Origin of the sequence: Schaalia sp. ZJ405, assembly GCF_011038885.2 — a bacterium.
GTDB lineage: Bacteria > Actinomycetota > Actinomycetes > Actinomycetales > Actinomycetaceae > Pauljensenia.
The window spans coordinates 628,641-654,967 of the sequence record NZ_CP064952.1 but is presented as its reverse complement, the minus strand read 5'-3'; the positions used below and the strand labels follow the sequence as shown (position 1 = coordinate 654,967).

Here is a 26,327-nt window from a genome sequence, read left to right as displayed (position 1 = left end):
GTTTCAGTCAGATGCACCCCAAGTAAACGAGCCGGAAACCTTTCAGTGAATCGCATCCCCGGACTCGTCCACGCGGTCACGCGCACCCCCGAAGCGTCGGTCACGTCCGGCGTACTCCAGGAGGCAATCCCACAGCTGTTCACGGTCAAACGCGGGCCACGGCGTGGGCGTAAACATGAGTTCCGCATAGGCAAGTTGCCACAGAAGGTAATTCGAGATCCGCTGCTCCCCCGATGTTCGGATCATCAGGTCAACATCGGGCACATCAGGCAGGTAAAGCGCACGAGCAAAGGATTTCTCCGTGATGCCACGGGGCGACATTTTCCCATCGGTAACGTCCTGCGCCAAGGTCCGGGCGGCATCGGCAATCTCCGCACGCCCCCCGTAATTCACACACATCACCAGATCAAGCGTCGTGTTGTCATGCGTTTCGTCCTCGGCCCTTTCGAGGGCATGGATCACGGATTTCCACAGCTTAGGTCGCCGACCACTCCAACGAACGTGGACACCCCAGTCCTTGAGTTGCCCGGTGCGCCGGCGCAGAACATCGGTTGCATAACTCATGATGAAACGCACTTCAGCGGGTGATCTCTTCCAGTTTTCCGTGGAGAACGTGTACACCGACAGGTAGCGCACGCCCGCGTCGATGGCTCCGGCGATGGTGTCCATGAGTGCGTATTCACCCGCCCGGTGTCCCTCGGTGCGCGGCAGTGACCGTTCGTTCGCCCACCTGCCGTTGCCGTCCATGACCAGCGCGACGTGCGCAGGCACTTCCCCGACACCAAAAATCGGTGCCTCGCGATGCCATTGTCCCGGTCCAAGCACCGGCGCCCACGGGTCCTCGGGGGCGCGTTCCATCGGCGTCTTCACTTCACCATCGTGTCCTATGAACGAGGACGACGCTGCTTTTTCCACTAGTGGCTCCTCTCAAAGACACGAAGGGATTTGAGCCGACGTTCAAGATGCCACTGAGCGTAGGAGGACACGAGCGCGTGAACTTCACCGTAGGCATAGCGCTGGGCGCTATCGGCGCTTTGCCAATCACCCGACAGGAGGTCACCGAGCAGTTTCATTGCATCCGGTGAGGGCGATGCCGCACCAACGGGGCGACAGGTGTCGCAGACCGCGCCGCCCTCGGGAATTGAAAAACTTCCGTGGGGACCTCGTGCACCACAGACTGCGCAGTCAAAGCATGAGGGTGCCCATCCGGCGATGGCAAGCGCACGAAGCATGTAGGAGTTGAGGACCAGTCGCGGGTCGTGACGCCGATGCGCTAACGCAAAGAGCGCTCCGACGAGCAGGAGGTACTGTGAGTGTGTGGCGTCATCCTGGTCCGCTGTCACGCGTTCGGCGGTTTCAACGATGACCGAGGCGGCGGAAAAAAGGTCGTAGTCTGCGGCAATGGCATCGCCGTGAGAGGTGATTGTTTCGACCTGTGTCACGGTGTCGAGGCTGCGTCCCTTGTGGAGTTGAACGTCGATCACGCTGAATGGTTCGAGCCGTGCCCCAAACTTGGAGGAGGTACGCCGCACGCCCTTCGCCACGGCCCGCACCTGCCCGTGATCCGACGTTAATAACCAGACGATTCGGTCAGCTTCACCCAGCTTGTGGGTGCGCAGCACGACCGCTTCGTCTCGGTAGGTCCTCATCACCGGGTAATTGTCGCACCGATCGTCACCGGTGTCTCACGCTCGGCAACTTCCGTGGCAACGACGCTGTTTGACGCGGTTCTTGCACCATCATGCCGGGATTGTTCAATGAGGGGTACCTCATGCGGTGAACCTCGTCCTCGCCACTTGAATCCCCGAATCCTCGAACTTTTCAACACACGGGTGATTCATCCCCTACTTAACGTTGCTTAACATTTGCACCTGCTGTCAAAGTACATGCATGCCACAGCTCACAGTCGAGTTGGAGGCGTCGGTATTACAAGGAAGTGAACCGCCAGTGAACGATCACCAGCAGGAGTCTGCCCCTCAGGAGGCAACTGCCGCGGAAGTCGCCCGAATCGTCGGAGTCTCCCGCGCGTCGGTGTCGTACGCACTCAATGGGAAACCCGGTGTGTCCGCGCCAGTGCGTGCGCGGATCCTTCACGTTGCCCAAGAACTCGGAATACCCATTCCCACGCAGGCAACAACGGAGACCACCACAACCCCGTTGATCGGTGTTGTTCTGGCGGACTTACGCAACCCGTACTACCACGAGCTTGGGGTCGTCATCTCGCGTGAAGCACGATCGCACGGCTTCGACTCCTACCTCGCTCACACGGGTGACGAACCCGCGGAATTGCTCACAACGGTCCGCGCAATGGCGAACCACAACGTTGACGGCATCATTTTGACGGCCACGCAAGACGGTGACGCCACGGTTGTTCAAGAGCTTCACCAGTCGGGTCTTCCCTATGTTCAAGTGTCCCGCAAAATCCCTACGGTACGTGCACCTTTCGTCGGCATCGACAATCGTTCGGCTGCCCGTGACATGGTGCTTCACTTGGTGGACCACGGGTATCGAGACATTGCGCTGGTCATGGGGCCTCGCCGCTCCTCAGCGTCGAATGAGCGTTACTCGGGGTATTTAGACGGTTTGGTGGAGAACGGGATTTTCGTGCCTCGCCACTGGATTGTTCGCACAACCTTGGGGACCGACGGCGGGCTGCGAGCCGCAGAGTACCTCCTGACGTGTGGGGCGTCGCTTCCCGAAGTTGTCGTATGCGGGTCGGACGCGATTGCGTTCGGAGTCATTCAGTATTTCGCTGATCACGGCATCCGTGTGCCCCGCGATGTCGCGATCACGGGGTTTGACGGACTGAACCTGGTGGGGTCGGTGTCAACACAGTTAACAACGGTGGTGCAGCCGCTAGAGGAAATGGCTCAAAAGGCCGTGGAGTATGTGGCGGATCTTCTCAATAACAAGCGTTCGCCGGTACGTGACGTCATTTGTCATTACCACCTTCGCATCGGGACATCGTGCCGATGCACACCTGGAAAGGAAAAACTCAGTGTCAAGTAGTCAACTAAAGGATCGGGTCGCAATTGTCACGGGCGCATCCCAGGGGATCGGTCGCGGAATCGCGCTCACACTAGCTGAGCGTGGGGCAACCGTTGTCGTCGTCGACATTAACGGCGAGGCCGCGCAGGAAACCGCCGCCCAATGCGCAGGAAAGTCCGTGGGAGTCGCCTTAGACGTGTCCAGCAGACAGTCCGTTGACGAGGCCGTCGCCGACGTAATCTCAACGTTCGGCAAGGTAGACATCCTGGTCAATAACGCGGGCATTAACCGTGATGGGATGCTCCACAAGATGACGGACGACATGTGGGACTCCGTCATCGCAGTGGACCTGTCGGCGGTGTTTTATTTCTGCCGCGCCGTGGGCACGCACATGCGCGAACGCGGATACGGGCGGATCTGCAACGTCGCCTCGGCCTCGTGGATGGGCAACATCGGACAAACAAATTACGCGGCCGCAAAAGGCGGCGTGGTGTCGTTGACACGCTCCATCTCGAAGGAGTTGGCGTTCAGAGGTGTCACGGCGAACGCCATTTGCCCCGGCTTCATTGAGACCGCCATGACCAGCGCACTCAAGGATGTTCCTTCACGCGCAGGTTTTGACAACCTATATGAAGAGCAGGTCGCGAAAGTGCCGCTGCGTCGCGCTGGCACCCCTCAAGACGTGGCGAACCTGGTGGCGTTCCTGGTGTCGGACGATGCGGCGTACCTGACCGGTGAAGTCATCAACATTGGCGGTGGCTACAAGCTATGAGTTTTCAACGCATTGAACCCTCCGACGTCGCCAGCTTAATTCCCAACGGCGCAACGGTTGTGGGCAACGGCTTCACAATGATGGGGGTTGCCGACGAGATATACGCCCAGATCGAGAAGTCATTCCTGGAGAAAGGCTCACCGAATGAGCTGACTTTCGTTCACGCGGCGGGGCAGTCGAATCGTGTGGACGGGTTAGCTCGCCTAGCCCACCCCAAGCTCCTCAAACGGGTCGTGGGTCCCCATTGGGGGCTCAACCCTCCGATGGCCAACGTCCTCGGCGCTGACGAGGTCGAGGCGATCTGCCTGCCGCAGGGACAGATTTCCACGCTCTATCGCACGATCGCTGCGGGCCGTCCGGGGCAGTTATCAACCGTTGGCTTGGGAACCTTTGTCGATCCTCGTCACGGGGGCGGACGTATTAACGAGTCTGCTCAGAAGGCCACTCAACCGGATGAATACGTTGAGGTGACAACCGTTCACGGACGAGAGTACCTGTTCTATAAGTCCTTCCCCTTGGATGTTGCGATCATCCGTGGCACCCGGATTGACACGAATGGGAACATGTCGTGCGCGGATGACGTGTCCATCTTGGATAACCTCGCGATCGCGCAAGCGGTCCATAACTGCGGCGGCATCGTTATCGCTCAGGTGAAAGAGGTCGTGGAACCGGGGGAGATTCCCGCCCGTGACGTCGAAGTCCCCGGTGTCCTCGTGGATTACGTGATGGTCACGTCGGATCCGGCCCGGTATCACCGTCAAACGAATGCCTCAGTGGAAGTGAACTGGGACCTACTCACGGGGTACGCATCACCGGAGGAACTCAGCGAGGCTCTGCTTGCCACGGAGCTTGAGGACACACGAGTGCGTATCGGTGAGCGTGGTGCCACTCTGGTTCGTGATGGCGACATCATCAACTTGGGCACGGGCCTGCCAGGGGATTCGATTGGTCGCGCGCTCGCAGTCAGCGGACAGATCGCGCGCGTGACATTGACAGTGGAGTCAGGCACCTATGGCGGTGTGCCGTTGGGTGTCGTGGATTTTGGGTGCGCGTTGCATCCTGCGGCCATCATTGGCCACCCTCAGCAGTTTGATTTCTACAACGGTGGCGGCGTGGATATCACATTCATGGGTGTCGGCCAGGTTGATGGTTTGGGCAACATCAACGTTTCAGCGTTCGCCGGTAAAGCAATTGGCTGCGGCGGATTCATGGACATTGTTGACGGAGCAAAACGGATTTGTTTCCTCATGGTCGCTGATTCAAAGCATCCAAAGTGGGTTCCTGCGGTCGATCAGTTGACCTTCAACGGACAAGGTGCGTTGGCCAAGGGCCAAGAAGTGTTCCTGGCAACAGAACACTATTTGGTGCAGTTGACCCCCCAAGGGTGGGTGGTCGCAGAAGTGGATGACAACGATGAAGCGCGCGCAGCGGCCAGTCTTGTCATCACCAAGTGAACGGGAGTTCAGTGTGGAGAAAGTAGTCATTGTTGATGGTGCTCGCACCGCTGTCGGCACGTTCGCTGGGTCGTTATCGGCGACGCCAAATCACCTGTTGGGTGCGGCAGCGATGCGCGAGGCCGTGTCTCGCTCTGGCATCAGCGTTGAGACTGTTGACGAGGTTGTTGTTGGCTGTGTCGGTCAGGTGGGTGGGGACGCTTTCCTGGCTCGGCGAATCGCGTTAGAAGCGGGAGTCCGTGAAGATTCAACAGCGTTCACGGTGAATCGTCTGTGTGGTTCCGGGTTGCAGGCCTTACAGTCGGCGGCTTTTGAGTTGCTTTCAGGTGATTCACGGTTCGTGGTGGCGGGTGGTTCGGAGAACATGTCGAATCAGCCGTTCATGGACTTTGACGCTCGTCACGGGTGGCGCATGGGTAATCATTCGCTGGTGGATGGGACCTTGTCACTGGTGACGGACCCATTCGGCGGGTATCCGATGGGTGTGACCGCTGAGAATGTGGCGCAGCAGTTCGGGATTTCCCGTGAGGATCAAGATCAGTTCGCAGCGTTGTCGCAGCAACGTGCAGCTGACGCGCAGCAGCGCGGTGTGTTTGCTCCCGAAATCGTCGGTGTGACGGTGAAGGAGAAGAAAACGGAACGTGTTTTCGATGTGGATGAGCACCTTCGACCGGGCACATCGGGTGAGAAATTGGCTCGTCTACGTCCAGCGTTCCGTGAGGGCGGCTCTGTGACTGCCGGCAATTCGTCGGGCATCAATGATGCTGCGGCGATGTTGGTGATGACCACGGAGTCTGTGGCTCAGGCGGAGGGGTTGAAGCCGCTGGGCGAGTTGGTCAGTTTCGCGAAGGCAGGTGTGCGCCCTGAGGTCATGGGGTTTGCTCCAGCATTGGCGATTCCCAGGGCTTTGGACAAGGCAGGGTTGTCTTTAGCTGACATTGACTGGATCGAATTAAACGAGGCTTTTGCCGCTCAAGCTCTCGCTGTAATTCGAGATCAGAACTTGAACATGGACAAAACGAATCCGTTGGGTGGCGCAATTGCGTTGGGTCACCCAGTGGGGGCAACGGGAGCGATCCTGTCGTTGCGGACCTTGTATAACCTTCGCCGAACTGGCAAGGAATTTGGTCTCGTGTCCATGTGCATCGGCGGTGGACAAGGTGTCGCCGCCATTTTCAAAGCACTCTGACAAAAGAAGTAAAAGGTATAAAAGGAGAAAATCATGAGTACACAGGCAACAACGTCGTTGTCTCTATCTCATTCAGAACAATCACAACTAGATCTCCTCACGAAGAAGAACTTCGTCAAACTGATGCCGCTTCTGGTGATCGTCTACATCATCAGCTTCGTCGATCGTACAAATATCGGAATGGCGAAAGAATCGTTGGAAGCCTCAGTGGGGCTATCAGCAGCATCGTATGGTCTGGGCGCTGGATTGTTCTTTCTGTTCTACGCCGTCCTTGAAATCCCTTCGAACTTGATCCTTCACAAAGTCGGAGCACGATTCTGGATCGCGCGAATCATGATCACCTGGGGCGCGATTTCCATGCTGATGGCAATCGTGTGGAATGACATTTCCTTCTACGTCCTGCGGATCCTGCTGGGTGCCGCCGAAGCCGGCCTCTACCCCGGTATCATTCTGTACATTTCATACTGGTTCCCTCAACGTTACCGCGCTCGCGCCATTGGGATCTTCTTGCTGGGGGTGTCGATTGCCAACATCGTCGGTGCCCCGTTAGGTGGTCTTCTGCTTCAGTTGGATGGCTTTGCTGGCCTAGAGGGATGGCAGTGGATGTTCATCATTGAAGGTTTGCCCGCTATTCTTCTGGCATTCGCTGTGTGGAATTATCTGCCTGACAAGCCACAAAATGCCAAGTGGCTCACCGATGAAGATCGTTCTCTGTTGCAGCGCATCCTGGATTCTGAAGATCAGGGTGAAGGTTCCAAGCACAACGATTTGCGTGCTCTCGGCCCCGTTCTGCGTGACCCGATCCTCTGGGTCGTGGTCCTGGCCTACTTTACACACCAGATCGCCGTCTATTCTCTGTCCTACTTCCTCCCGACGATTATTCATTCGTACGATGCAACAATGAGTAGCCTCCAAGTCGGTCTCATCACGGCAATTCCGTGGATCGCAGCTGCTCTAGGGTCTTGGTTCTTACCAAAGTACGCAGTCGGATTGAAGAAATCGAAGATGATGGCATCTGCCGGATTCCTCCTCGTCGCCCTCGGATTGACTATTGCCGCAACCACTGCTGGGAACATGTGGATCGCTGTAGGCGGATTCTTCATCGCAGCATCACAGTTGTTCGTCATCCAGTCCATTCTGTTCACCTTCCCACAGCAGCGTTTCTCCGGCGCGGCTCAGGCAGGCGGTGTGGCCTTCATGAACATGTGTGGTCTGGTTGGGGGATTCCTTGGACCCACGGTGATGGGCGCGCTCGAAACCTCAACAGGGAACAAACTTTCTGGACTCTGGTTCATCATTGGAGCGGTGATTATCGGTTCTCTCCTCGTGTGGTTGTTGAAGTACCGCAACAATGAATCACCCGCAGTTGCTGAGCGCAGCTGAGGACATCTCTTGGAGGTGAACTTGTTGGTGGTTACTGCCAGATAAGTGATACATGGGGTGACTGGGTGCTGCGAGTATCGCCCGGCCACCCCATGTATCGCACAGAAATGAGGGGATCATGAAAATTGTTATTGCGCCAGATTCGTTTAAGGAAACAATGAGTGCCGCAACGGTCGCTCACACCATGTCTCAGGCTGTCCGCAGCGTCTGGCCGCACGCCGATTGCGTGGAAGTCCCCGTCGCTGACGGTGGAGAAGGAACAACAGACTCCCTGATTGACGCTCTCGGCGGTACCCGTGAATACGTCGACACCGTGGATGCGTTGGGCCGCCCACGAACTGCGACCTACGGGTGGATTCCTGACCAACGCCTCGCCGTCCTCGAAGTTGCCCAAGCCGTAGGAATCGAACATATCGCTCCGAATGAGCGTCGTCCTCGCCAATCCGGAACTGCTGGAGTTGGACTGATGCTCACCCAGATCCTCACGCGTCAGCCTCGTCACCTCATTATTGGATTGGGCGGAAGTGCCACCAACGATGGCGGGTGGGGGATGTGCCACGCCCTCGGGGTGCGTGCTTACACCGGAGACAACACGCCTATTGACCCATATGCACCCCTCGACCTGACACACGCCACCCGGATCGACACCAGCCACATCGACCCCGCGTGGGCGGATGTCACCATCACTTTGGCGTGCGACGTCACGAATCCTCTCACCGGCCCAACTGGTGCCACCGCGGTGTTTGGCCCACAAAAAGGAGTTCAGCCTAAGGACATTGATGCCTTTGACGAGGCACTCACTCAGTGGGGAAGTCTCCTCGATGCGAATGACATTGCCCCCGTGACCACCCTCCCCGGAGCCGGAGCTGCCGGGGGCCTCGGCGCCGCGTTCATGGGATGCCTGGGAGCTACCGCCTCACCCGGAGTCGATACCGTCTTGGATGCCGTCAACCTCGACGCGCATCTATCTGACGCTGACCTGGTACTCACCGGGGAAGGCTCCATTGACTCTCAGACGAGGTTCGGGAAAACCCCGTGGGGAGTGATGCAGCGAGCCAGAGCCCACGGTATTCCCACGATCGCTTTCGCGGGGAACGTTGCCCACGACCTTGACGACCTCTGCGACAACGGCTTCACCGCGATCGTCCCAACGGTGCGCGAAGTCTGTGACCTACCCACAGCCCTGGCAACCGCGCGCGAATCCCTCTATGAATCTGTGGCGATGATGTGCCAGATTCTTAACGCCGCATCGAATGTCGCGGGCAGCGGCGCGGTGGACTCAGCGGAAAAACCCACGGGGGACGTCACGCTGAAGGGCGGACGATCATGCTGAGCGGAGACACCCTGTGGCCTGCCAGTGTCATCAAGGGCCTGAACGAACGCACCATCAACGGCCGTGACGTCCGCACATTCGAGGGCGCACCCGAGTCGCTGGACGCGATGCTGAGCGCAACAGCTCAACGTCTCCCAAACAAAGTGGCGATCTACACCGAAGACGGGCACACGTTCACGTTCGCCGACGTCCGACGCATGGTCACCGGATTCGCCCGCTACCTCCACACCACTGTGGGCATCGGTCACGGGGACCGCGTCGGGGTTCTCCTCGACAACGGCATTGATTTTGTCACCGCATTCTACGCCCTCAATCGCTTGGGTGCCATCATCGTGCCTCTGCCTGGGAAGTTCCGGCGCGCTGAAATCACTGCGCTCGTGCAGCGGGCCCAGGTGCGCCTCATCGTGTGCCAACCCCAGCAGGCTGCGTGGTTCCCCGACTATGCAACCGTGGTGTCATCATCCACGTCCTGCGCGTTCGGGCTCCCCCTCTCCCCCATTGACGAGGACGACGCGGCTCTTCCTCATCTTCCTGTGCCGCGTGCTGACGCCGATGCGATTCTGCTGTTCACATCTGGGACGACCTCGCAAAGCAAAGGCGTGTTGCTGACAAACGCGAATGCCACCCACGCGGTCCTCGCTTATCAGCGTGTCCTGGAACTGACCGCTGAAGACTCCACCATCATTGCCGTGCCGATCTACCACGTCACCGGCATGATCGCGATCTTGGCGTTGTTCATCCACCTCGGCGGCTCGATCCACATTCAGAAACGCATGGACGGAATGCCGTTCGTCCGCGAAATCTTTGCTCGAAACATCACGTTCATTCATGCTTCTCCCACGGTGTTCGCACTCATGCTGGATCAGCGTGAACGTTTCCCCCAGTTGCCCAGTGTCCACACTATCGGCTGCGGAGCCGCGCACATGCCGGTACACCGGATCCGTGACATGCACGAGTGGATGCCGCATATGCAGTTCCGCACGATCTACGGACTCTCCGAATCATGCTCACCCGCGTTCGTGTTTCCCTGCGATGCGGCAACATCTGCGCATCTAGGCAGTTCCGGTATTCCTATTCCCGGGTTAGATGTCAAGATCTGTGACGCTGACGGGCATGACCTCGGGTTCAACGCGGAAGGGGAAATTTACCTGCGGGGTGCAAACATTGCACGGGGTTACGACGGGATCGTCATTGACGAGGACGAGGCTGGTCGCGGTACGGCTGCTGGAGCTTTCCGCACTGACGGATGGTTTGCCACAGGCGACATCGGCCTCGCCACGCCCGACGGTTACGTGTACGTACACGACCGGAAGAAAGACGTCATCAACCGCGGCGGCGAAAAGATCTGCTGCATCGACGTGGAGGAGGAACTGCGGCGCCTCGACGAAATTGACGATGCTGCCCTGGTTGGAGTGCCTGACGATCTGTATGGTGAAGTTCCCGCAGCTGCGGTGGTGGTGAGGCCGGGAGCTCATTTCGATGCCGAATTAGTTCGGACTCAACTCAATGGGCGCCTGGCGAGGTATCGGGTGCCCGTGAGTTTCATGGTTGTCGACGCTCTGCCGGTGACTGCGGGCGGGAAGATCGATAAGAACACGATCCGTGCTCTGTTTGCCCACCGGGTCTAACGTCGCTGTGAGCCGCGTCTGCGCTGCTCATTGGGGTGTCTGTGGCTCCGGATTCTGCTGACAACGTTGTCGGCAGGGATAGCGGAGCGTAAAATTGATGGTGAGACCACGTGAAAACCGGGTCGATGTTGACCCCGTGTGAATACGACGCGTGGGTGCGTTGTCACGAAAGGACCACGATGAGCACACTGATTGGCACCCCCGGAGCGAACCTGCTGGACGGGGACGCTGCACACCTCGAATGGCTCAACAATGAACGCACCCGCTTGCTTGACTTCTACCAGCCACACGTGTGCCACCCTGACGGCGGATACAACTACCTCGATGCCACCGGTAACCCCCTACCCCACCAAGGGCGGCAGCTGTGGAATAACGCCCGGATGCTCCACTGCTTCTCTATCGCTCACATGCTCGGACGCCCCGGTGCCCGCGAAATCGCCGAACACGGATTGACATATTTCCTTGACGGAGACGGCCGCGACCACGAATACGGTGGCTGGTTCGCCACTGTTGGCGGAGACTCTCCATCAGACTTGAAGGAACTCTACGGTCAAGCGCACGTGCTTCTCGCCGGTTCATCCGCAATGCTCGCAGGTCTTCAACGCGGCGAGGAACTGGTCAACGCTGCTCTTGGGGTTATTGATGAACACTACTGGGACGAATCCGTGGGGCGTTGCGTTGAAGCCTACGACCGGACGTTTACCCAGCTGGACACCTACCGGGGTCAGAACGCCAACATGCACTTAACGGAAGCATTCCTTGCTGCGTACGAGGCCACCGGTCGCAATGAACTCCTCGAGCGCGCTGTTCGGATCGGACGATTCATCGCTGGGCGCGCCGCCAAGGACCATGTCGGCGCGTGGCGCTTGTGCGAGCACTTTGCCGAAGATTGGTCTGACCTTCCCGAATTCAACCGCGACGATCCACGCCATCCGTTCCGCCCGTACGGGTCGCAACCGGGACACTGGTTGGAATGGGCGAAGCTGCTGATGCAAATGCGTGGGCTGGGTGTGGATGAAGACTGGGTTCTTCCAGCGGCACAGCACCTGTTTGCGGGAGCCATGACTGACGGCTGGCAACCGACCGGCGGTTTTGTGTACACCACAGACTGGGATGGAACCCCGATCGTGCGGGAACGTTTCTTCTGGGAGCCCCCAGAGGCTCTGGGAGCAGCGCACTTCCTGTACCAGGAAACACTCGATCCCGCGTACGCGCAGGCGTATCGGACAATCTGGCAGTACACCGCAGATCACATCATGGATTTCAACGGTGGTTCATGGTTCCCGGAGCTCAATGAAGACAATGAGCCGGTGTCCTTCACCTGGGAAGGCAAACCTGACCTTTACCACGCTTTCCAAGCAACAATGTACGCGTTCCTGCCGGCACACCTTGGTCTGGCAGCCTGGGCTCGCACAGTTGCCCACGATACCCAGGCGTAAAATTCAGACCTGTTTCTGCGGGACTCTCATTCTCTCTCATCGAGTCAGATCCTCACTGACGAGGGCGTCTATAACGAGTGTCCTGGCTTTCGACACGGATAGACATCGGATATGCGCTAACGACGAAGCCTGTCCGGTTGGGTGAATGAGTCGCGATTCTGAGTTCCAGCGAAGGCTGCGACGGGGAGGTACACCGACTTCAATTCCTCCCAGCGCAATTCACCTGATCGCGGTTGAATCGTGCGAGAAATGGTCGGCGGGAACTGAATGGCAATCGTGGATACATCCTGGTGTCGATAGACCGCCAGAGCTTGAATACACGCCCCCCGAGCTGTGGCTTCAGGTTCATTAATGACACTGACGGGCCGGTTAAGCAAGTCAGCAAGGAACTGAATGTACGCCGCAGAACGCGCACCTCCACCGATCGCCATTACACGACCGCCAATATCCACTCCATGAGCTTCAATCGAATCGAGTCCCCGTAAAAGTCCCGCCAGAACACCGCGGAACACTGATAGCGCGACGTCTTCACGGGTGGACTCCCCTTTCAGGCCAGCGAGAACACCAACAGACAATGGCAATGATGGGCTTCTCTCACCATCCAGGTATGTTGCAAAGACTGGTCCGATCTCGCCGGTGTTCGCATCGAGGGCTAGCTGATCCAGTTCCTGCACTGACACGTTGAGCAGACGAGCAGCCCAGTCCGACACCTTCGTTGCATTCAACGTACACACCAGCGGAAGCCAGCCACCCGTGACGTTTGCGACACCATTGACTTGACCGGATGGATCGCTGACGGGACGATCCGACATCGTGATGACAACACCGGACGTTCCCAGACTAAAAACAACATCGCCCTCAGTCATTCCCAGTCCCAGCGCGGCAACGTGTTGGTCTCCACCACCCACAGCCACCGGGATCCCGGAAGTAATCCCGAGAATCTCAGCGGCTTCGTCGGTAACGTAGCCGGCGATCTCCGACGGTCCTAAAACCTCGGGGAATAGATCTGTCCACGACCGCAAATCGCCAAAGCACTGAGCGAGCAGCTCATAGTCATAGGAGTTACTCACTGAATCGAAATACCCAGTACCAGAAGCTTCGGAGCGATCCGTACAGTAGCGGCCCGTGAGGCGATACGTAATGTAGTCGTGAGGAAGAACAATCTGTACTGTCTTCGCGAAATTATCGGGTTCCTCGGCGATAAACCACGCAAGCTTTGACACGGTGAACGCGGCTGTCGGTACTGAACCAACGCGTTCAGCCCATTCTTTTCTCGAAACTCTGTCAAACAATCGCTCAAGATACGGCGTGGTCGATGTGTCGTTCCACAGTTTGACTGGGCGAATCGGGAAACCGTTCACATCAAGGGGGACCAGACCATGACACTGGCCCGACACCGAAAGGGCAACGATTGCAGATAAATCGGTACTCTCAGCAAGTTGGCGGACCCCCTGAGCGAGTGCCCTCCACCAGTCTTCAGCATTGTGCTCAGACACTGGAGGGTGCGTTGAGGCAAGTGGAATGCGACTGCGCGCAACGACTGAAAAGTCGTCTACTGACCGTACTTCAAGGGTGCACGACTGGGTGGACAGATCAATTCCAAGTACCGAGCGCACGACCATTCACCCTTCATGCTGCGAACAGATAGCGTTTTTCCCAACTGCACCTGCCGGGTGGATCCTAATGCTCTCGTCGACCGTCCACCCATGCATCGCCATGAGAACCCGAGCAAGTGCGTCCCCCCAAATTGCAGTGACCAACGTTGACCCCATCGCGAGGACATTCTCCGGATCTGCACCATCAGCCGTGTGAAGGCACACGAATACATCGGATAGGCGCGCTAATGTCGATTCTGATTGTTCACCGATTCCAATGATTGTGGTTCCTTGCTCAGACAGAAGTGAACACAGGGAATTGATTTCATCAGACTCACCACCTTTAGACAAGGCAATCAGGACATCATCTCCCTCAATTGCCCCCATCGTTCCATGCAGCGCATCCATTGGATGTACAAATACACCCGGCGTGCCTGAGACAGACAATAGGTGTGCGAGTCGGCGTGCAATAGTGCCCGATGTCCCTGACCCGACGACGATGACTTTGCCCCGGGCCTGGTCGATCAGTCGGGCCACGTTGATCACACTGTCATCGATCTGGTTTTCTACACAAGCAACCGCACGAGCCTCGAGCCTGGCTCCATCACGTGCAATCTGTAGAATTTTGTTATCTTCCATTGTCTGCAATTTCATCCTTGTCACTATGACTTCTATTTCTGCGCGGTCGGTGAACGGAGTTCACCCCAGGCAAGTCGGCGTAAATCTGAAACAGTTAAATCTTCAACCGGGAGAGGTCCGTCAATGACGCTTCCTTCAGAGAAGACCACCACGCGATCCGAGAGATCCAGTATTTCTTCCTCTTCGGAAGAAACCATGACAATCGCGTACCCCTCATCGTGCGCAAGCCGCTTAAGGAACTGGTGAATTTCGGCTTTCGCTCCGATATCCACACCCTTACTCGGCTCATCAAGCAACAACACTGTGGGCTTCTGAATGAGAGCTTTCGCCAAAAGTACCTTTTGCTGGTTTCCACCCGATAACGACGTAATGGGCTCTGAAGCATCACCTCTGAGGTGCAACGACTCTAAGAGTTGAGAGGTTTGTTCCTTCATCTTCCGACTGCGCAGCACCCCACCCTTCATGAATGTGCCGACGACAGGGAGAGCTGCATTGAGCACAGAACTCATCTGAGGAACAATTCCGTCGCTCTTGCGCTCCTCGGTCAAGAATGCGATTCCGTGGCGCATTGCTTCGGACGGTGTTCTCGGGAGAAATTTACGCCCGTCTAATTCAATGTATCCACTCTTCGCTGGCTCAATACCAGCAATGGCTCGCAATGTCTCGGAGCGCCCGCTTCCACCAAGCCCATAGATTCCAAGAATCTCCGCCTGATGAGCCTTAAAGGTTACCCCACATAATGTGGAGTTATGAAGGTCATTGACCTCCAATGCCACCTGAACCTCACGATGGATCGAGGATCGGGGGTGCGAGCTCTCTTCTAGCTCAGCGTGTTCTTCACCCGCAATTGCGGCAACGATGTCGTGACGATCAGCGGTTTCCACTGGAGTATCAATCACGATTCGCCCGTTCATCAACGCGACAATACGGTCAGCAACCTCGTAAAGCTCATCCAACTTGTGATTGACAATGAGCACGCCAATCTGGCGTTCTTTTGCCAGATTCTTGATATACCTCAAAAGTTCAGTAACTTGTTCGCCTTCAAGGGATGTTGTCGGTTCATCAAGGAGCAAGAACTGTGTTTTGCGACTGGATGCGATGGCAATCTCAAGAAGTTGGCGGGTTGCGACCGGGTAATTCCCAACCTTTTCATCGGGATCTACGTCACTCAAACCAAAATCTTCAAGGATTTTGCTGGCACCACGCTTCATCTTTTGACGGTCCAGTTTTCCACCTGGGAGACGAAGTTCCCTTCCCAGCCAGACATTCTCCGTAACCGTGAGGTTTCCAAGGAGCGACAGCTCTTGATACACAGTCGAAACGCCAGCGGTAATCGCCTCGGCAGGGGAAGAAAACTCCACTCTCTCCCCGTTGATGGTAAGTGCTCCTGACGAGTATCGATGCGCACCAGATAGCACTTTCAGGAGGGTCGATTTTCCGGCTCCATTATGTCCAACGAGCCCGACGACCTCTCCAGCTTGAAGAGAGAGGGACACGCCCATGAGCACAGGAACACCTGAGTAGTCCTTCCGAATCTCTAAAGTTTCCAATTGATTCTTCGTCATGGGCGTGCCCTTCCCTAGTGATATCCGATCAGCCGACTTCTCCTTCACCGGGGGTTTGACCGGTGACGAACATCTTCAACGGACGCAAGATTTCGGGTTCTACCTTTTCGCCCTTGACATACGCAGCAATCTGTTCGATGACACGCTTGCCGTAGTCTGCTGGTTCCTGTGCGACACACGCCGGATAGGCATCAGTCAGCATCATTTCAGCCGCACAGAATCCATACACCTTGACATCGCGTCCCGATGCTGCAACTGCTTCAATAGCCCCTTGAGCTGCAGGACCTGTGGAAGCGAAAATGACGTTCATCTCCGGGTTGCCCTGTAACATGTCCGTTGTCACATTGAGAGAGTCAGTTGCCTTGACGTTTCCATCGACTTCAGCAACGACCTCCGCATTCTTGTTCTTCCCAATTTCCTCACGGAAGCCTTCATCACGCTGGACCACAGGCACTTCGTCAGGTTCGGTAACAAACCCGATCTTCAGGGTGCTATCAGCACCCAAGTCCTCAAGGATCTTCTTGGCTGTTTCAACCCCGCCAGCTTTATTGTCTGCACCGAGGTATTGAACGATTCGGGCATTCTGCGCAGTCAATGCTTTTTCATCAACGATGACGTTCACTGTGAATACCGGTACCCCCGCATCGTTTGCTTCGCGGACGATCGCTGCTGCGGGCTCTGACTTCACGGGGTTGAGTGCAAGTGCACAGGGCTTCTTCTGCAAGGCTGCTTGTGCTTGAGCGAGTTGCTGCGCGTCATCATCGCCAGCAATCTGCACTTCGGCCGTAAAACCGTTGTCTTTCGCAGCGGTTTCAAAGCCTTCCTTCATCGCAACGTAGTAGGGGTTTGTCTGATTCGGTAGAAGAACCGAAATCAGCGCCCCCTCTTTCTTGCATGATTCAGGGATCGTCTGTGCAACAGACTGAGCATCAGACTCAGACGATGCTTTCCCCGTCCCCGTGTCGATGGCTCCACTACAGGCGGTGAGGCCCATTGCGAGTGCACCTGCTGTCGCTATTGCCAGCACCCATTTCTTCTGCTGCTTCATGTGTTCGCTCCTTGTTTGTGGTTGAGGTTCTGCGAAATTTGAGGGAGATTCATTCAGCTAATGAGCTGATCTTTACTGATGTCTGCGGTAGTTCCCGGGGTGGATGGGACTCTGCTTTTTCGCCAGAATGCAAGCTTCCGTAGGCCGCTCTTATTTGTATCCAGAAGCACGCCCGCGAGGATAATGACGCCAATAACCAATGGCTGCCAGTAGGAATCAACGCCAATCACGTTCATACCGTTCGATACTTCGGCGATCAGCAGGGACCCGATAACTGCACCAAGGATTGTTCCGACTCCACCGAAGAGGGATACCCCGCCAACAACTGCGGAGGCAATCGAATAGAACTGTTCCGTACCTGAACCAGCTGTCGGGTATCCCACCATGAGGCGCGAGGTCGTGATAATCCCGCCGAACGCGGAACAAATTCCTGAAATGACGTAGACCAGGATTGTGTTCTTAGCGATGGAGATACCTGCAAGACGCGCAGTCTCTCGATTGCCGCCCAGAGCGTAGATATGAACGCCAGTGGCGGTGCCCTTGAGCAGGAATGCGACGATCACCGCAGCAATGATCACCATCAGGATGGGAACCGGAATACCAAAGATCGATCCGCGGCCGAAGAAAGCGAACATCGGTTCTGATACAGTCACCGATTTTGCTTGAGTCAAAATTTTCGGAATCGATGCTGAAATACCGAACGCTGCAAATGTCACGATGAACGGCGGCATATTCCCGTAGTGGATGATGAGGCCGTTGATCGCTCCAACAGCGATACCTGTGACGATTGCTGCCAGGGCTCCCAGCCACCACGGGGCGCCTGCTTGCATCACCAGAGCGGCGATCATGCCGGTCAACGCAATGTTTGAACCAACGGAGAGATCGATTCCTCCGGTAAGGAGAACACACGCTTGGCCTATGGCAAGGAATGTCACAACAGATCCGTTGAGCAACAGAACGCTGAGATTGCTCGCGGTACGGAATTCAGGGGACATGGCACCCATCACGAGAGCGACCAGCAAAACAACGATGAGAACCCCGAGTTCTTGGGGCACTCTCCTGCGCTTCGTCATAAGAGCTCCTTCGCTACATCAACGTCGACTGCGTGACGGATGCAACCTTATCCCCTCTCATTTGAGAGCGCAAGTCTTACTAGAGTGCTCATTTGAGCGGATATGACTCAGAGATTATGATGTCTGCTATGAAACAACCATCGCGACCTGCAACACCCGATCGGGCTGCAATCCGACAGATGGCCGAAGTCTCACGCCTCCACTACGTCGAAAACCTCAGCAAAGTGGAGATCTCAGAGCGCCTCAGCATGTCGCGGTTCAAAGTTGCGCGCCTTCTTGACGAGGCTCAACGCTCCGGGATCGTCAAAATAACTATCCAGTACCCGTTCAACGAAGACCTGACAATCCATCGCGATTTGGCGCAGCACCTCGGCATTGAGCACGCGATTCTCGTGCCATCAAATCAAGACATCACTATCGAGCGGGATCTTCTTGGGAAGGCTGCGGCGGACTATTTCACCGAAATCATGGATGAAGGCTACCGTGTCGGCATTTCGTGGGGACGAACTGTCGCTCCCATCGTTCGACATCTCCCTGAGCTTCCACCGATGGAGTTCGTGCAAATCTCAGGGGTTGTTGGCAATGATCCCTCTCTTTCGCCGGTGCAGATCCTTGCAAAACTCTCATCACATGAGCACCTGACAACGAAAGCGGTTTTTGCCCCACTGCTTGCCAATTCCTCAGAGGCGGCTGACTCACTCAAAAATGAACCATCAGTTTCGGCAACCTTGAGCGTCTATCAGAACCTTGATGTTGCTTTCTTATCGGTCGGCTCATGGTCGCCATCAATTAACCAGCTTGAACCCTATATTTTCGAAGACGAAATCCTGGAACTGAATGAAAAAGGTGCGGTCGCGGAAATTGGCGGACTGTTCTTCGATCAGGCCGGTCAGATGATTGATACGACACTGAATGCCCGGAGAATCTCAATTACCTTCGATGAGCTCAAACACTGCCCGCACGTCATCGCTGTCGCTGGCCAACTGGGAAAGACAGCGGCGATCCGCGCAATTTGCGCGTCAGGACTCGTCAATTGCCTTGTGACAACTGACGAGGTTGGCTACGCCCTGCTGCACGATACCCCATAAGTCACCATGACCGCCCTCACACACCCCCAGCCTCAAGGGTCCCCTTCTTTCACATCTTTCAACCTTCACCATTTCAGATAGGCACAAGTCAATTGACAAACAGGCACCCCAGACTTTTGTCTAAAAAGGGAAGCCATGTGAAGTATCTACATGCCGAGCATCCGCTTTTTCCCGGTGCATCATGTACGACTGCTTGTCCTCCCGAGAGTTAGCCTAACCTCCTCTTTTTGCATTACCGGCCTGCCCTGTGGCGGGCAGGCCGGTAAACATGGATCGCGTGAGATACGCACAGCGACCGTGGTTATGCTGCTGGACTGACGTATCCCTCAGTGACCACAATCTGCTGTTCAGGGCGATGACGCAACACAGCCGACAGTACGACGTGCAGCACAAAGGTTAAGGCCAATGCACCCAGGCCGGCCGGGAAATTCCCCGGAAGCGGAATCCAGTACTGGAATGCAATACCCGCGCACGCGCCGATGATGAAGGAAATCAATGCCGGCCACCGAACTAAGGGCAGCGCATGCGGATCCGCGCTGGTGTATTCCCGGCGACGCACCCAATAGAAATCCGCCAAAATCGGGCCAGCGAGAGGCACGAAAGCTGCCCCCAGAACCGTGATGAAGTCATTGAAGAACAGCGAGTAGAAACCCAACGCCCCCAACACTGACCCCACGATGCCGACAACAATCACGATGCGTCCGCGTCGCACACGCACACCCAGCGAGTCCGCAGCCGGCCCTACGTACAAGGCGTTGCAGTACAGCTCCGACATATTCGTTGTCCACAGCGCCAAAACCCACAGCACAACACCGAGGACCGCCAAGAGCGCGCCATTGTCAACCATCCAGGAAATGAAGTTCGAGTCTCCCGTTGCGATGGACCCGGTGTATCCAACGATATTCAACAGCGGGTTCGTCAAAATGAAGCACGCACCCGCACCGATCAACACGTGAGTAGACCTCTTCGCATAGCGGAAAATGTCCACCCCCATGATGACACCTGCGATCCACGCACCGATGATCACTGTGACCGCAGAGCCTAAGGACAGGCCAGAACGTGTTGCAGCCTCGTCAAGAACTTTTCCGAAACCACCAAATTGCGACACCATCATGACCGCGGCAACAAGCGCCATAATCAACACGAACGGGGCAGCAGCAGAGGAGATTTTTTCAATCGCAGAAATTCCTTTCCACGCCGACCACGTGAACACCGCGCCCCAGAACAGGCACAAAATCACGTATTCAAGGCTCAGGCCGTTGACCACGGTGATCCCCGTGGGACTCCCGATGGCGCTATTGAAAATTTCACCGACCATGCCAACGATCGAGGCAAACCACCCGAGCGTCAGCAACGCCATAATCAACATCGGCAACACCATGCCGACTTTCCCGTAGGAATACCTGGAAATGAGGGATAGGTTAAGGCCCGTCTTCATTGCTGCATACCCCAGTGCGAAGGTCATGGCCAGCAAGACTCCTTCGCCGACGATGACGGCGAGCAAGGCCATACCGAAGTTCATTCCCGGAGCTCCGCCTTGCCCAGCCAACTGGCCACCAACGATGAGGCCGGTGGGGACGTACCCGAAACCGACCCAGATCGCGAAGATGGACCACCAGCTGCGACGCGCTGCCCTGGGCACGGGTTCCAGCATGAATTCTTCGGTGTTGTCAGGAGTTTGCGCGACATCGGTCTGCCTGCTGGCAGTCCGTGGCGGGTGTGTGTTGTGCGGTGATGCGGACATGCGTGTCCTCTCTGTGCGTTGGGATTGAGCCTCCCGGTCGGGCGACTCACGAAAAGAAAGCTTGTAAGTTCAGGGATTGGCGAGGACGAGCTGGGACGAACCATCATCCTTGTCTCCATCCAGCCTGCCGTCGGCCTCGTCCCCGCCTGGTACACGATCAGCCTCGTCCTCGGCGAGAAAACTCAGCGGCAATGGACTCTCGGTCCGCGCCCGCAGACACCAAGGTGTGCAGGAGAAGTCGGGACTTGCGGCCATCAAGCCACCCCGCCCCAATGAGGCCACGGTTGAGTAGGTCAACTTCGGAGCCGGGATAACCGTACGTGTTCTGCGTCGTTGTCCCACCGCCGGTGCGTGATGCGAACACCACGGGGATTCCAGCGTTGACCATTTCTTCGGCGGCGTCAGCCAGGGGCACCGGCACATGCCCAGAACCCATCGCTGAAATGACAATGCCACGAGGACGCGCGTGCAGCGCCAGTCTCATGAGTTCGCCGTCGTCGTCTAGTCCGGCGGTCACAATCGGGATTCTGGGCGGCGAGGCTTGAGGGTAAGGCAGTGCAGGATGACGGACGACGGGCCGGTAGACCACGGTGACGTCGCCTTCGACGACGCGGGCAACGGGCCCCCAACTGAGGGACTTAAACGCACTGAGCGCATTAGCATCGACTTTACGCACCAGGGACGCCAGGTGAGCCTCGTCATTGAGGACAACCAAGACACCCATATTTCGGGTGCGTTCATCCAGGGCAACACGCACAGCAGCGACGAGGTTGCCCATGCCTTCGGCTCCGGCATCGTCGCTGGCCCGCATGGCTCCGGTGACGACCAAGGGTTCGGGGCGGTCCCAGATGAGGTCGAGGAGGTAGGCGGTTTCTTCAAGAGTGTCGGTGCCCTGAATGATGACAACTCCGTGGGCGCCATCGCGTACTGCGTTGCTGGCGAATCGCGCAACGGCTAAGACATCCGCGATCCGCAATTGGGGGGAGCCGACAGAGAAGAGGCTGGTTGAACGGACGGTGACGTCGGGGAGCCACTGGTGCAAGGGGGCTGCGAGGTCCTCCCCTTGTAACGATGGCGTTGCGGGGCCTCCACGGTCGAGCGAAGCCATCGAAATGGTTCCACCCGTGGCTCCAATTGCAACGATGTGTGTATGCGACATCCATTCTCCATCAAATTTTTGTCAAAACACGGCAAACTATCAACAATTTTTCAATTAATTAGTGTACCTATACTCTACAATGTGTGTCGGTTATCATAGGGAAAATTACAGTTAGATCACACTCGAAAGGATCACGCCCCATGCCAGACCAAGCTCAGGTTCAGAAAAACCACTGGTTCCGTAATGACGACGTCCCGGGCGTAGCAGGCCCAGATCGGGAACTCATCGGCTACGGGCCCACACCGCCGCGGATCCGATGGGACAACGACGCGAAAGTCGCGATCAACATCGTCATCAACTACGAAGAAGGCTCGGAGAAAACCTTCGCGATGGGTGACAACGTCAACGACGGGATGTACGAACTCCCCTTCGAGGTTGACGACCAACGTGACCTGGCCAAGGAGTCGATGTATGAATACGGAACACGCGCCGGGATTTGGCGGATGTTCCGCACCTTTGACCGCTACAACGTCCCCGTCACCGTGTTCGGCGCAGCCGTCGCCCTCGAACGTAACCCCTCTGTCGCCGCAAAAATCAACGAACGCGGGGATGAGATCGTTGGCCACGGCTACCGGTGGATCGACCACTACGAATACTCGCGTGAAGAAGAAAAAGAACTGATCAACCTGGCGATGGACTCATTCCAACGCACGTTGGGTCGCCAACCTGAAGGCTGGTATTGCCGTGAAATGTCTGTGAATACCCGCGAACTCCTGGTCGAGGACGGCCGCTTCCTCTACGACTCCGACTATTACGGTGATGACCTCCCGTTCTGGACTTTCGTCAACGGCAAACCACACCTCGTTGTCCCCTACTCACTGGTCGTTAACGACTGCCGGTACATCATGGGCACAGGATTCGCTGCACCCTCAGACTTCGTTGAGGTGGCTTCGCGAACGCTGGATCAATTACTCGACGACGGCGACGATTGCGGACGCATGATGTCCATTGGCATCCACCCGCGGATCACCGGAAATCCGGCGCGTATTCATGGACTGGCAGAGTTTATTCGCTACGCACAGTCAAAAGACGACGTCGTGTTCATGACGCGCTCGGCGATTGCTCACAAATTCATTGAGCAAGTTCCGGCGCCCGCTTCGCCAGACGACCGGCTGAACCGCTGACACCCGTCCCCCATAACGTCAGCCAGGAGAGGCCAACTCACAGATCACTCAACAACACAACGGCGGCTGGGAACACCACACGGTATTCCCAGCCGCCAAAGAGTTACTCTTGCAGCCGACCTTCGTCGATTTAACGACCGCGACCTTTCTTCTTCGCCGCGCGACGCTGCGCCCTATTTCCTCCACCCGTCGAAGTCCCTGAACCACCACGAGATTCCCCTTCGGGGGATGAATAGCTCAGCCTCCGATCAGAGCGCTGCTGGCCCAGGTCACCCATGACGGAACGGGCACGTGCCACCGTCTGACGCCGTTTCTCCTCGGCGGCGCGCTGCTGAGCTGCACGCTCCTGCGCTTCCTGAGTTGCACGCGCGGCTTCCTCAACTTCGGCTGCTGCCGCCTCGTCCTCGTTCCCCGAGGACGCTTCTGCCTGCTGCTCCGCGGTCTCCAAAGCCCGATCAAATTGCTTGACGAAAGAGAAGACAGTCTGAACGGACTCTTCACGAATACGCTCCGTCATCGCCTGGAACATCTGCGCACCCTCGTCCTTATATTCGACGAGCGGATCGCGCTGGCCCATCGCACGCAGACCGATTCCTTCCTTGAGATAGTCCATCTCGTAGAGGTGTTCACGCCACAGGCGATCAACGGTTGCAATGATGACGCGGCGTTCAAGCGACCGCATGGGTTCCTCACCCAGCTGCGCAGCTGCCAAGGGATTCTCATTGAGACGGTCCTCAGCATCCGCGTAGGCAGACTTAATGTCACCAACAAGCTCGGTCACCAGGTCATCGCGCACGAGGGAATCGTGGCCGCCATGTGCCTGTGCCACCTCATCGGCGGTAACCGACGGCGGATAGTAGCCGCGGAGAGTGTCCCACAGGACATCAAGATCCCATTCTTTGACCCCGAGGCCGGCAGTTTTCTCGTCAACAATCCCCGTGACGAGGCTTGCCATAAACGCGTCCATCTGGTCGCGCAGATCCGCGCCTTCAAGGACCTTGCGGCGCTCCTCATAAATGAGCTCACGCTGACCGGTCATCACATCGTCGTACTTGAGGACGTTCTTGCGGATCTCAAAGTTTCGCGCCTCAACCTGGCGTTGGGCCGAGGCAATCGACCTCGACACCAACTTATTTTCTAAAGGCATATCCTCCGGGTATGCACCCGAAGCCATGATTCGCTGCGCCATCGACGAGTTGAAGAGACGCATGAGGTCATCTTCCATCGACAGGTAGAACCGTGATTCACCGGGATCACCCTGACGTCCAGATCGACCGCGAAGCTGGTTATCGATACGACGAGATTCGTGACGCTCGGAGCCAAGAACATACAGTCCTCCAAGCTCGCGAACCTCTTCACGTTCAGCTTCAACTGCGGCCTCGGCCTCGGCGAGAGCTTTCGGCCACGCTTCGCGGTATTCTTCAGCGTTTTCCTTCGGATCAAGCCCTTGAGCAGCCAGATTCGCCTGAGCAATGAACTCCGAGTTTCCTCCGAGCATGATGTCAGTACCACGACCAGCCATATTTGTGGCCACGGTAACCGCACCCTTACGCCCAGCCATTGCGACGACCGCCGCCTCACGAGCGTGCTGCTTGGCGTTGAGGACCTGGTGGGGGATCCGTTCTTTCTTGAGCATCTGCGACAGCAGCTCGGACTTTTCCACGGATGCCGTGCCAACGAGCACCGGCTGCCCTTGGGCGTGACGCTCGGCAATATCCTCAACGATGGCGTTGAGTTTTCCTTGCTCCGTCGGATAGACGAGGTCGGGCTGATCAACACGAATCATTTCGCGATTCGTCGGAATCGGAATGACACCGATCTTGTACGTCGACGCGAACTCTGCGGCCTCGGTTTCCGCAGTACCGGTCATTCCAGCTCGTGACCCCTCGGGGTAAAGACGGAAATAGTTCTGCAATGTGATGGTTGCAAGCGTCTGGTTTTCCGCCTGAATTTCAACGCCTTCTTTGGCTTCGATCGCCTGGTGCATCCCCTCGTTGTACCGACGTCCCGGTAGGACACGACCGGTATGCTCGTCAACGATCAACACTTCCCCGTTGTCGACAATGTAGTCCTTGTCGCGGTGGAACAGCTCTTTAGCTTTGATTGAGTTATTCAGGAAACCGATGAGAGGAGTGTTCGCTGCCTCGTACAGGTTGTCAACACCAAGCTGGTCCTCGACCGCATCGATTCCGGATTCAAGGATTCCAACGGTCCGCTTCTTCTCATCAACCTCGTAATCCTCATCGCGCTTGAGCAGGCGTGCGATGCGCGCAAACTCGACATACCAGCGATTCGTGTCCCCGGAGGCCGGACCGGAAATAATCAGAGGGGTACGGGCCTCATCAATGAGGATCGAGTCGACCTCGTCAACAATGACGTAATTATGTTCGCGCTGGACCATGTCTTCGACCCGCTGTGCCATGTTGTCACGCAGATAGTCGAAGCCGAATTCGTTGTTCGTCCCATAGGTGATGTCCGCGGCATACTGCTTTCGACGCTCAACCGGGTTCTGCCCAACGAGGACGCAGCCACAGGACACGCCAAGGAAGTTGTACACGCGTGCCATGAGATCCGACTGGTACTTCGCCAGGTAGTCGTTGACCGTAACGACATGGACTCCCTTACCGGTCAGCGACCGCAGGTAGGCAGGCATTGTGGCAACGAGGGTCTTTCCTTCACCGGTCTTCATCTCAGCGATGTTGCCCTGATGCAGGGCAATACCGCCCATGACCTGGACATGGAAAGGCCGTTGGCGAAGCGTTCGCCACGCGGCTTCTCTCACCGTGGCAAATGCTTCAACAAGAATGTCGTCGAGGGTTTCTCCCTCTTCGAGCCGCTGCTTAAATTCTCCGGTCTTGGCTTGGAGTTCCTCGTCTGTGAGGGCCTCGAAGTCTTCTTGAAGTGCATCCACCTGAGAGGCCATGCGATCAAGCTTCTTGAGCGTGCGGCCTTCACCCGCACGGAGAATTTTGTCGATGAGTGACACCACGGCTCCTGACGTCCTTGCCGGGGACTCTCCCCGAGTGCGCACAAACGCACGGGGTCAAGTGTACGAACTATTGGGAGCATTCATCGACCAAAGTCGCTATGAGTGAACAGTTTCCTC

The 26,327-nt window shown here is 56.8% G+C and carries 20 protein-coding genes; 10 read left to right on the top strand and 10 right to left on the bottom strand.

From position 1 onward, the window contains the following. Positions 1-42: 42 nt before the first annotated feature. Both G7Y41_RS02665 and recO read right to left on the bottom strand, forming a co-directional pair. On the bottom strand, positions 43-858 hold the full coding sequence (locus G7Y41_RS02665) for an isoprenyl transferase (protein ID WP_165315825.1): 816 nt from the start codon (positions 856-858) through the stop codon (positions 43-45). A 56-nt stretch (positions 859-914) separates the two neighbouring features. Then, positions 915-1,649, bottom strand: coding sequence for a DNA repair protein RecO (gene recO, locus G7Y41_RS02660; RefSeq protein ID WP_165218963.1), 735 nt, complete (start codon positions 1,647-1,649; stop codon positions 915-917). A gap of 241 nt (positions 1,650-1,890) precedes the next feature. Between recO and G7Y41_RS02655 the strand changes: the two genes are divergently transcribed. The 8 genes from G7Y41_RS02655 to G7Y41_RS02620 all read left to right on the top strand — a co-directional run bounded on the left by G7Y41_RS02655 (position 1,891) and on the right by G7Y41_RS02620 (position 12,186). Then, on the top strand, positions 1,891-3,009 hold the full coding sequence (locus G7Y41_RS02655) for a LacI family DNA-binding transcriptional regulator (protein ID WP_165218660.1): 1,119 nt from the start codon (positions 1,891-1,893) through the stop codon (positions 3,007-3,009). After that, positions 2,999-3,760, top strand: coding sequence for a glucose 1-dehydrogenase (locus G7Y41_RS02650; RefSeq protein ID WP_196819538.1), 762 nt, complete (start codon positions 2,999-3,001; stop codon positions 3,758-3,760). Before G7Y41_RS02655 ends, G7Y41_RS02650 begins: the two co-directional genes overlap by 11 nt. Then, positions 3,757-5,214, top strand: a complete 1,458-nt coding sequence (locus G7Y41_RS02645; RefSeq protein ID WP_165315797.1) for a CoA-transferase — start codon at positions 3,757-3,759, stop codon at positions 5,212-5,214. The genes G7Y41_RS02650 and G7Y41_RS02645 overlap by 4 nt, the downstream gene beginning before the upstream one ends. Before the next feature lie 13 nt (positions 5,215-5,227). Continuing rightward, positions 5,228-6,403, top strand: coding sequence for a thiolase family protein (locus G7Y41_RS02640; protein WP_231367352.1), 1,176 nt, complete (start codon positions 5,228-5,230; stop codon positions 6,401-6,403). Positions 6,404-6,436: 33 nt separating this feature from the next. After that, positions 6,437-7,786, top strand: coding sequence for an MFS transporter (locus tag G7Y41_RS02635; RefSeq protein ID WP_165315795.1), 1,350 nt, complete (start codon positions 6,437-6,439; stop codon positions 7,784-7,786). A 118-nt stretch (positions 7,787-7,904) separates the two neighbouring features. Continuing rightward, a complete protein-coding gene (locus G7Y41_RS02630; RefSeq protein ID WP_165315794.1) occupies positions 7,905-9,119 on the top strand; it encodes a glycerate kinase in 1,215 nt (404 codons plus the stop codon). Continuing rightward, a complete protein-coding gene (locus G7Y41_RS02625; protein WP_165315793.1) occupies positions 9,113-10,747 on the top strand; it encodes a class I adenylate-forming enzyme family protein in 1,635 nt (544 codons plus the stop codon). The genes G7Y41_RS02630 and G7Y41_RS02625 overlap by 7 nt, the downstream gene beginning before the upstream one ends. Before the next feature lie 179 nt (positions 10,748-10,926). Continuing rightward, complete coding sequence (locus G7Y41_RS02620) at positions 10,927-12,186, top strand: AGE family epimerase/isomerase (RefSeq protein WP_165315792.1); 1,260 nt, start codon at positions 10,927-10,929, stop codon at positions 12,184-12,186. 116 nt (positions 12,187-12,302) lie between these two features. Here G7Y41_RS02620 and xylB read toward each other — a convergent pair whose 3' ends face one another. From xylB to G7Y41_RS02595, 5 genes are read right to left on the bottom strand one after another with little or no spacing between them, the layout of a single operon-like run. After that, positions 12,303-13,808: a xylulokinase gene (gene xylB, locus G7Y41_RS02615; protein ID WP_231367351.1), complete on the bottom strand. Its 1,506-nt coding sequence runs from the start codon at positions 13,806-13,808 to the stop codon at positions 12,303-12,305. Continuing rightward, complete coding sequence (locus tag G7Y41_RS02610; RefSeq protein WP_165315790.1) at positions 13,809-14,435, bottom strand: KpsF/GutQ family sugar-phosphate isomerase; 627 nt, start codon at positions 14,433-14,435, stop codon at positions 13,809-13,811. 17 nt (positions 14,436-14,452) lie between these two features. Then, the gene (locus G7Y41_RS02605; RefSeq protein WP_165218678.1) at positions 14,453-15,985 is read right to left on the bottom strand and encodes a sugar ABC transporter ATP-binding protein; all 1,533 of its coding nucleotides are present in this window, start codon (positions 15,983-15,985) and stop codon (positions 14,453-14,455) included. A 28-nt stretch (positions 15,986-16,013) separates the two neighbouring features. Further along, entirely contained in the window at positions 16,014-17,033 is a 1,020-nt protein-coding gene (locus G7Y41_RS02600) for a substrate-binding domain-containing protein (protein WP_165315789.1), read from the bottom strand. A gap of 53 nt (positions 17,034-17,086) precedes the next feature. Next, positions 17,087-18,106 (bottom strand): ABC transporter permease, encoded by a 1,020-nt coding sequence (locus G7Y41_RS02595; protein ID WP_165315788.1) that lies wholly within the window; start codon positions 18,104-18,106, stop codon positions 17,087-17,089. A 128-nt stretch (positions 18,107-18,234) separates the two neighbouring features. Here G7Y41_RS02595 and G7Y41_RS02590 point away from each other — a divergent pair, with 128 nt between their 5' ends. After that, positions 18,235-19,194, top strand: a complete 960-nt coding sequence (locus G7Y41_RS02590; RefSeq protein ID WP_165315787.1) for a sugar-binding transcriptional regulator — start codon at positions 18,235-18,237, stop codon at positions 19,192-19,194. A 301-nt stretch (positions 19,195-19,495) separates the two neighbouring features. On the opposite strand, the gene G7Y41_RS02585 is transcribed toward G7Y41_RS02590, so the two are convergent. Continuing rightward, complete coding sequence (locus G7Y41_RS02585; protein ID WP_165315786.1) at positions 19,496-20,938, bottom strand: purine-cytosine permease family protein; 1,443 nt, start codon at positions 20,936-20,938, stop codon at positions 19,496-19,498. Positions 20,939-21,095: 157 nt separating this feature from the next. Then, complete coding sequence (locus tag G7Y41_RS02580) at positions 21,096-22,097, bottom strand: asparaginase (RefSeq protein WP_165315785.1); 1,002 nt, start codon at positions 22,095-22,097, stop codon at positions 21,096-21,098. Positions 22,098-22,237: 140 nt separating this feature from the next. Here G7Y41_RS02580 and G7Y41_RS02575 point away from each other — a divergent pair, with 140 nt between their 5' ends. Beyond that, complete coding sequence (locus tag G7Y41_RS02575) at positions 22,238-23,221, top strand: polysaccharide deacetylase family protein (protein ID WP_165218690.1); 984 nt, start codon at positions 22,238-22,240, stop codon at positions 23,219-23,221. 130 nt (positions 23,222-23,351) lie between these two features. On the opposite strand, the gene secA is transcribed toward G7Y41_RS02575, so the two are convergent. Further along, complete coding sequence (secA, locus tag G7Y41_RS02570; RefSeq protein WP_165218692.1) at positions 23,352-26,207, bottom strand: preprotein translocase subunit SecA; 2,856 nt, start codon at positions 26,205-26,207, stop codon at positions 23,352-23,354. Between the last annotated feature and the right edge of the window lie 120 nt (positions 26,208-26,327).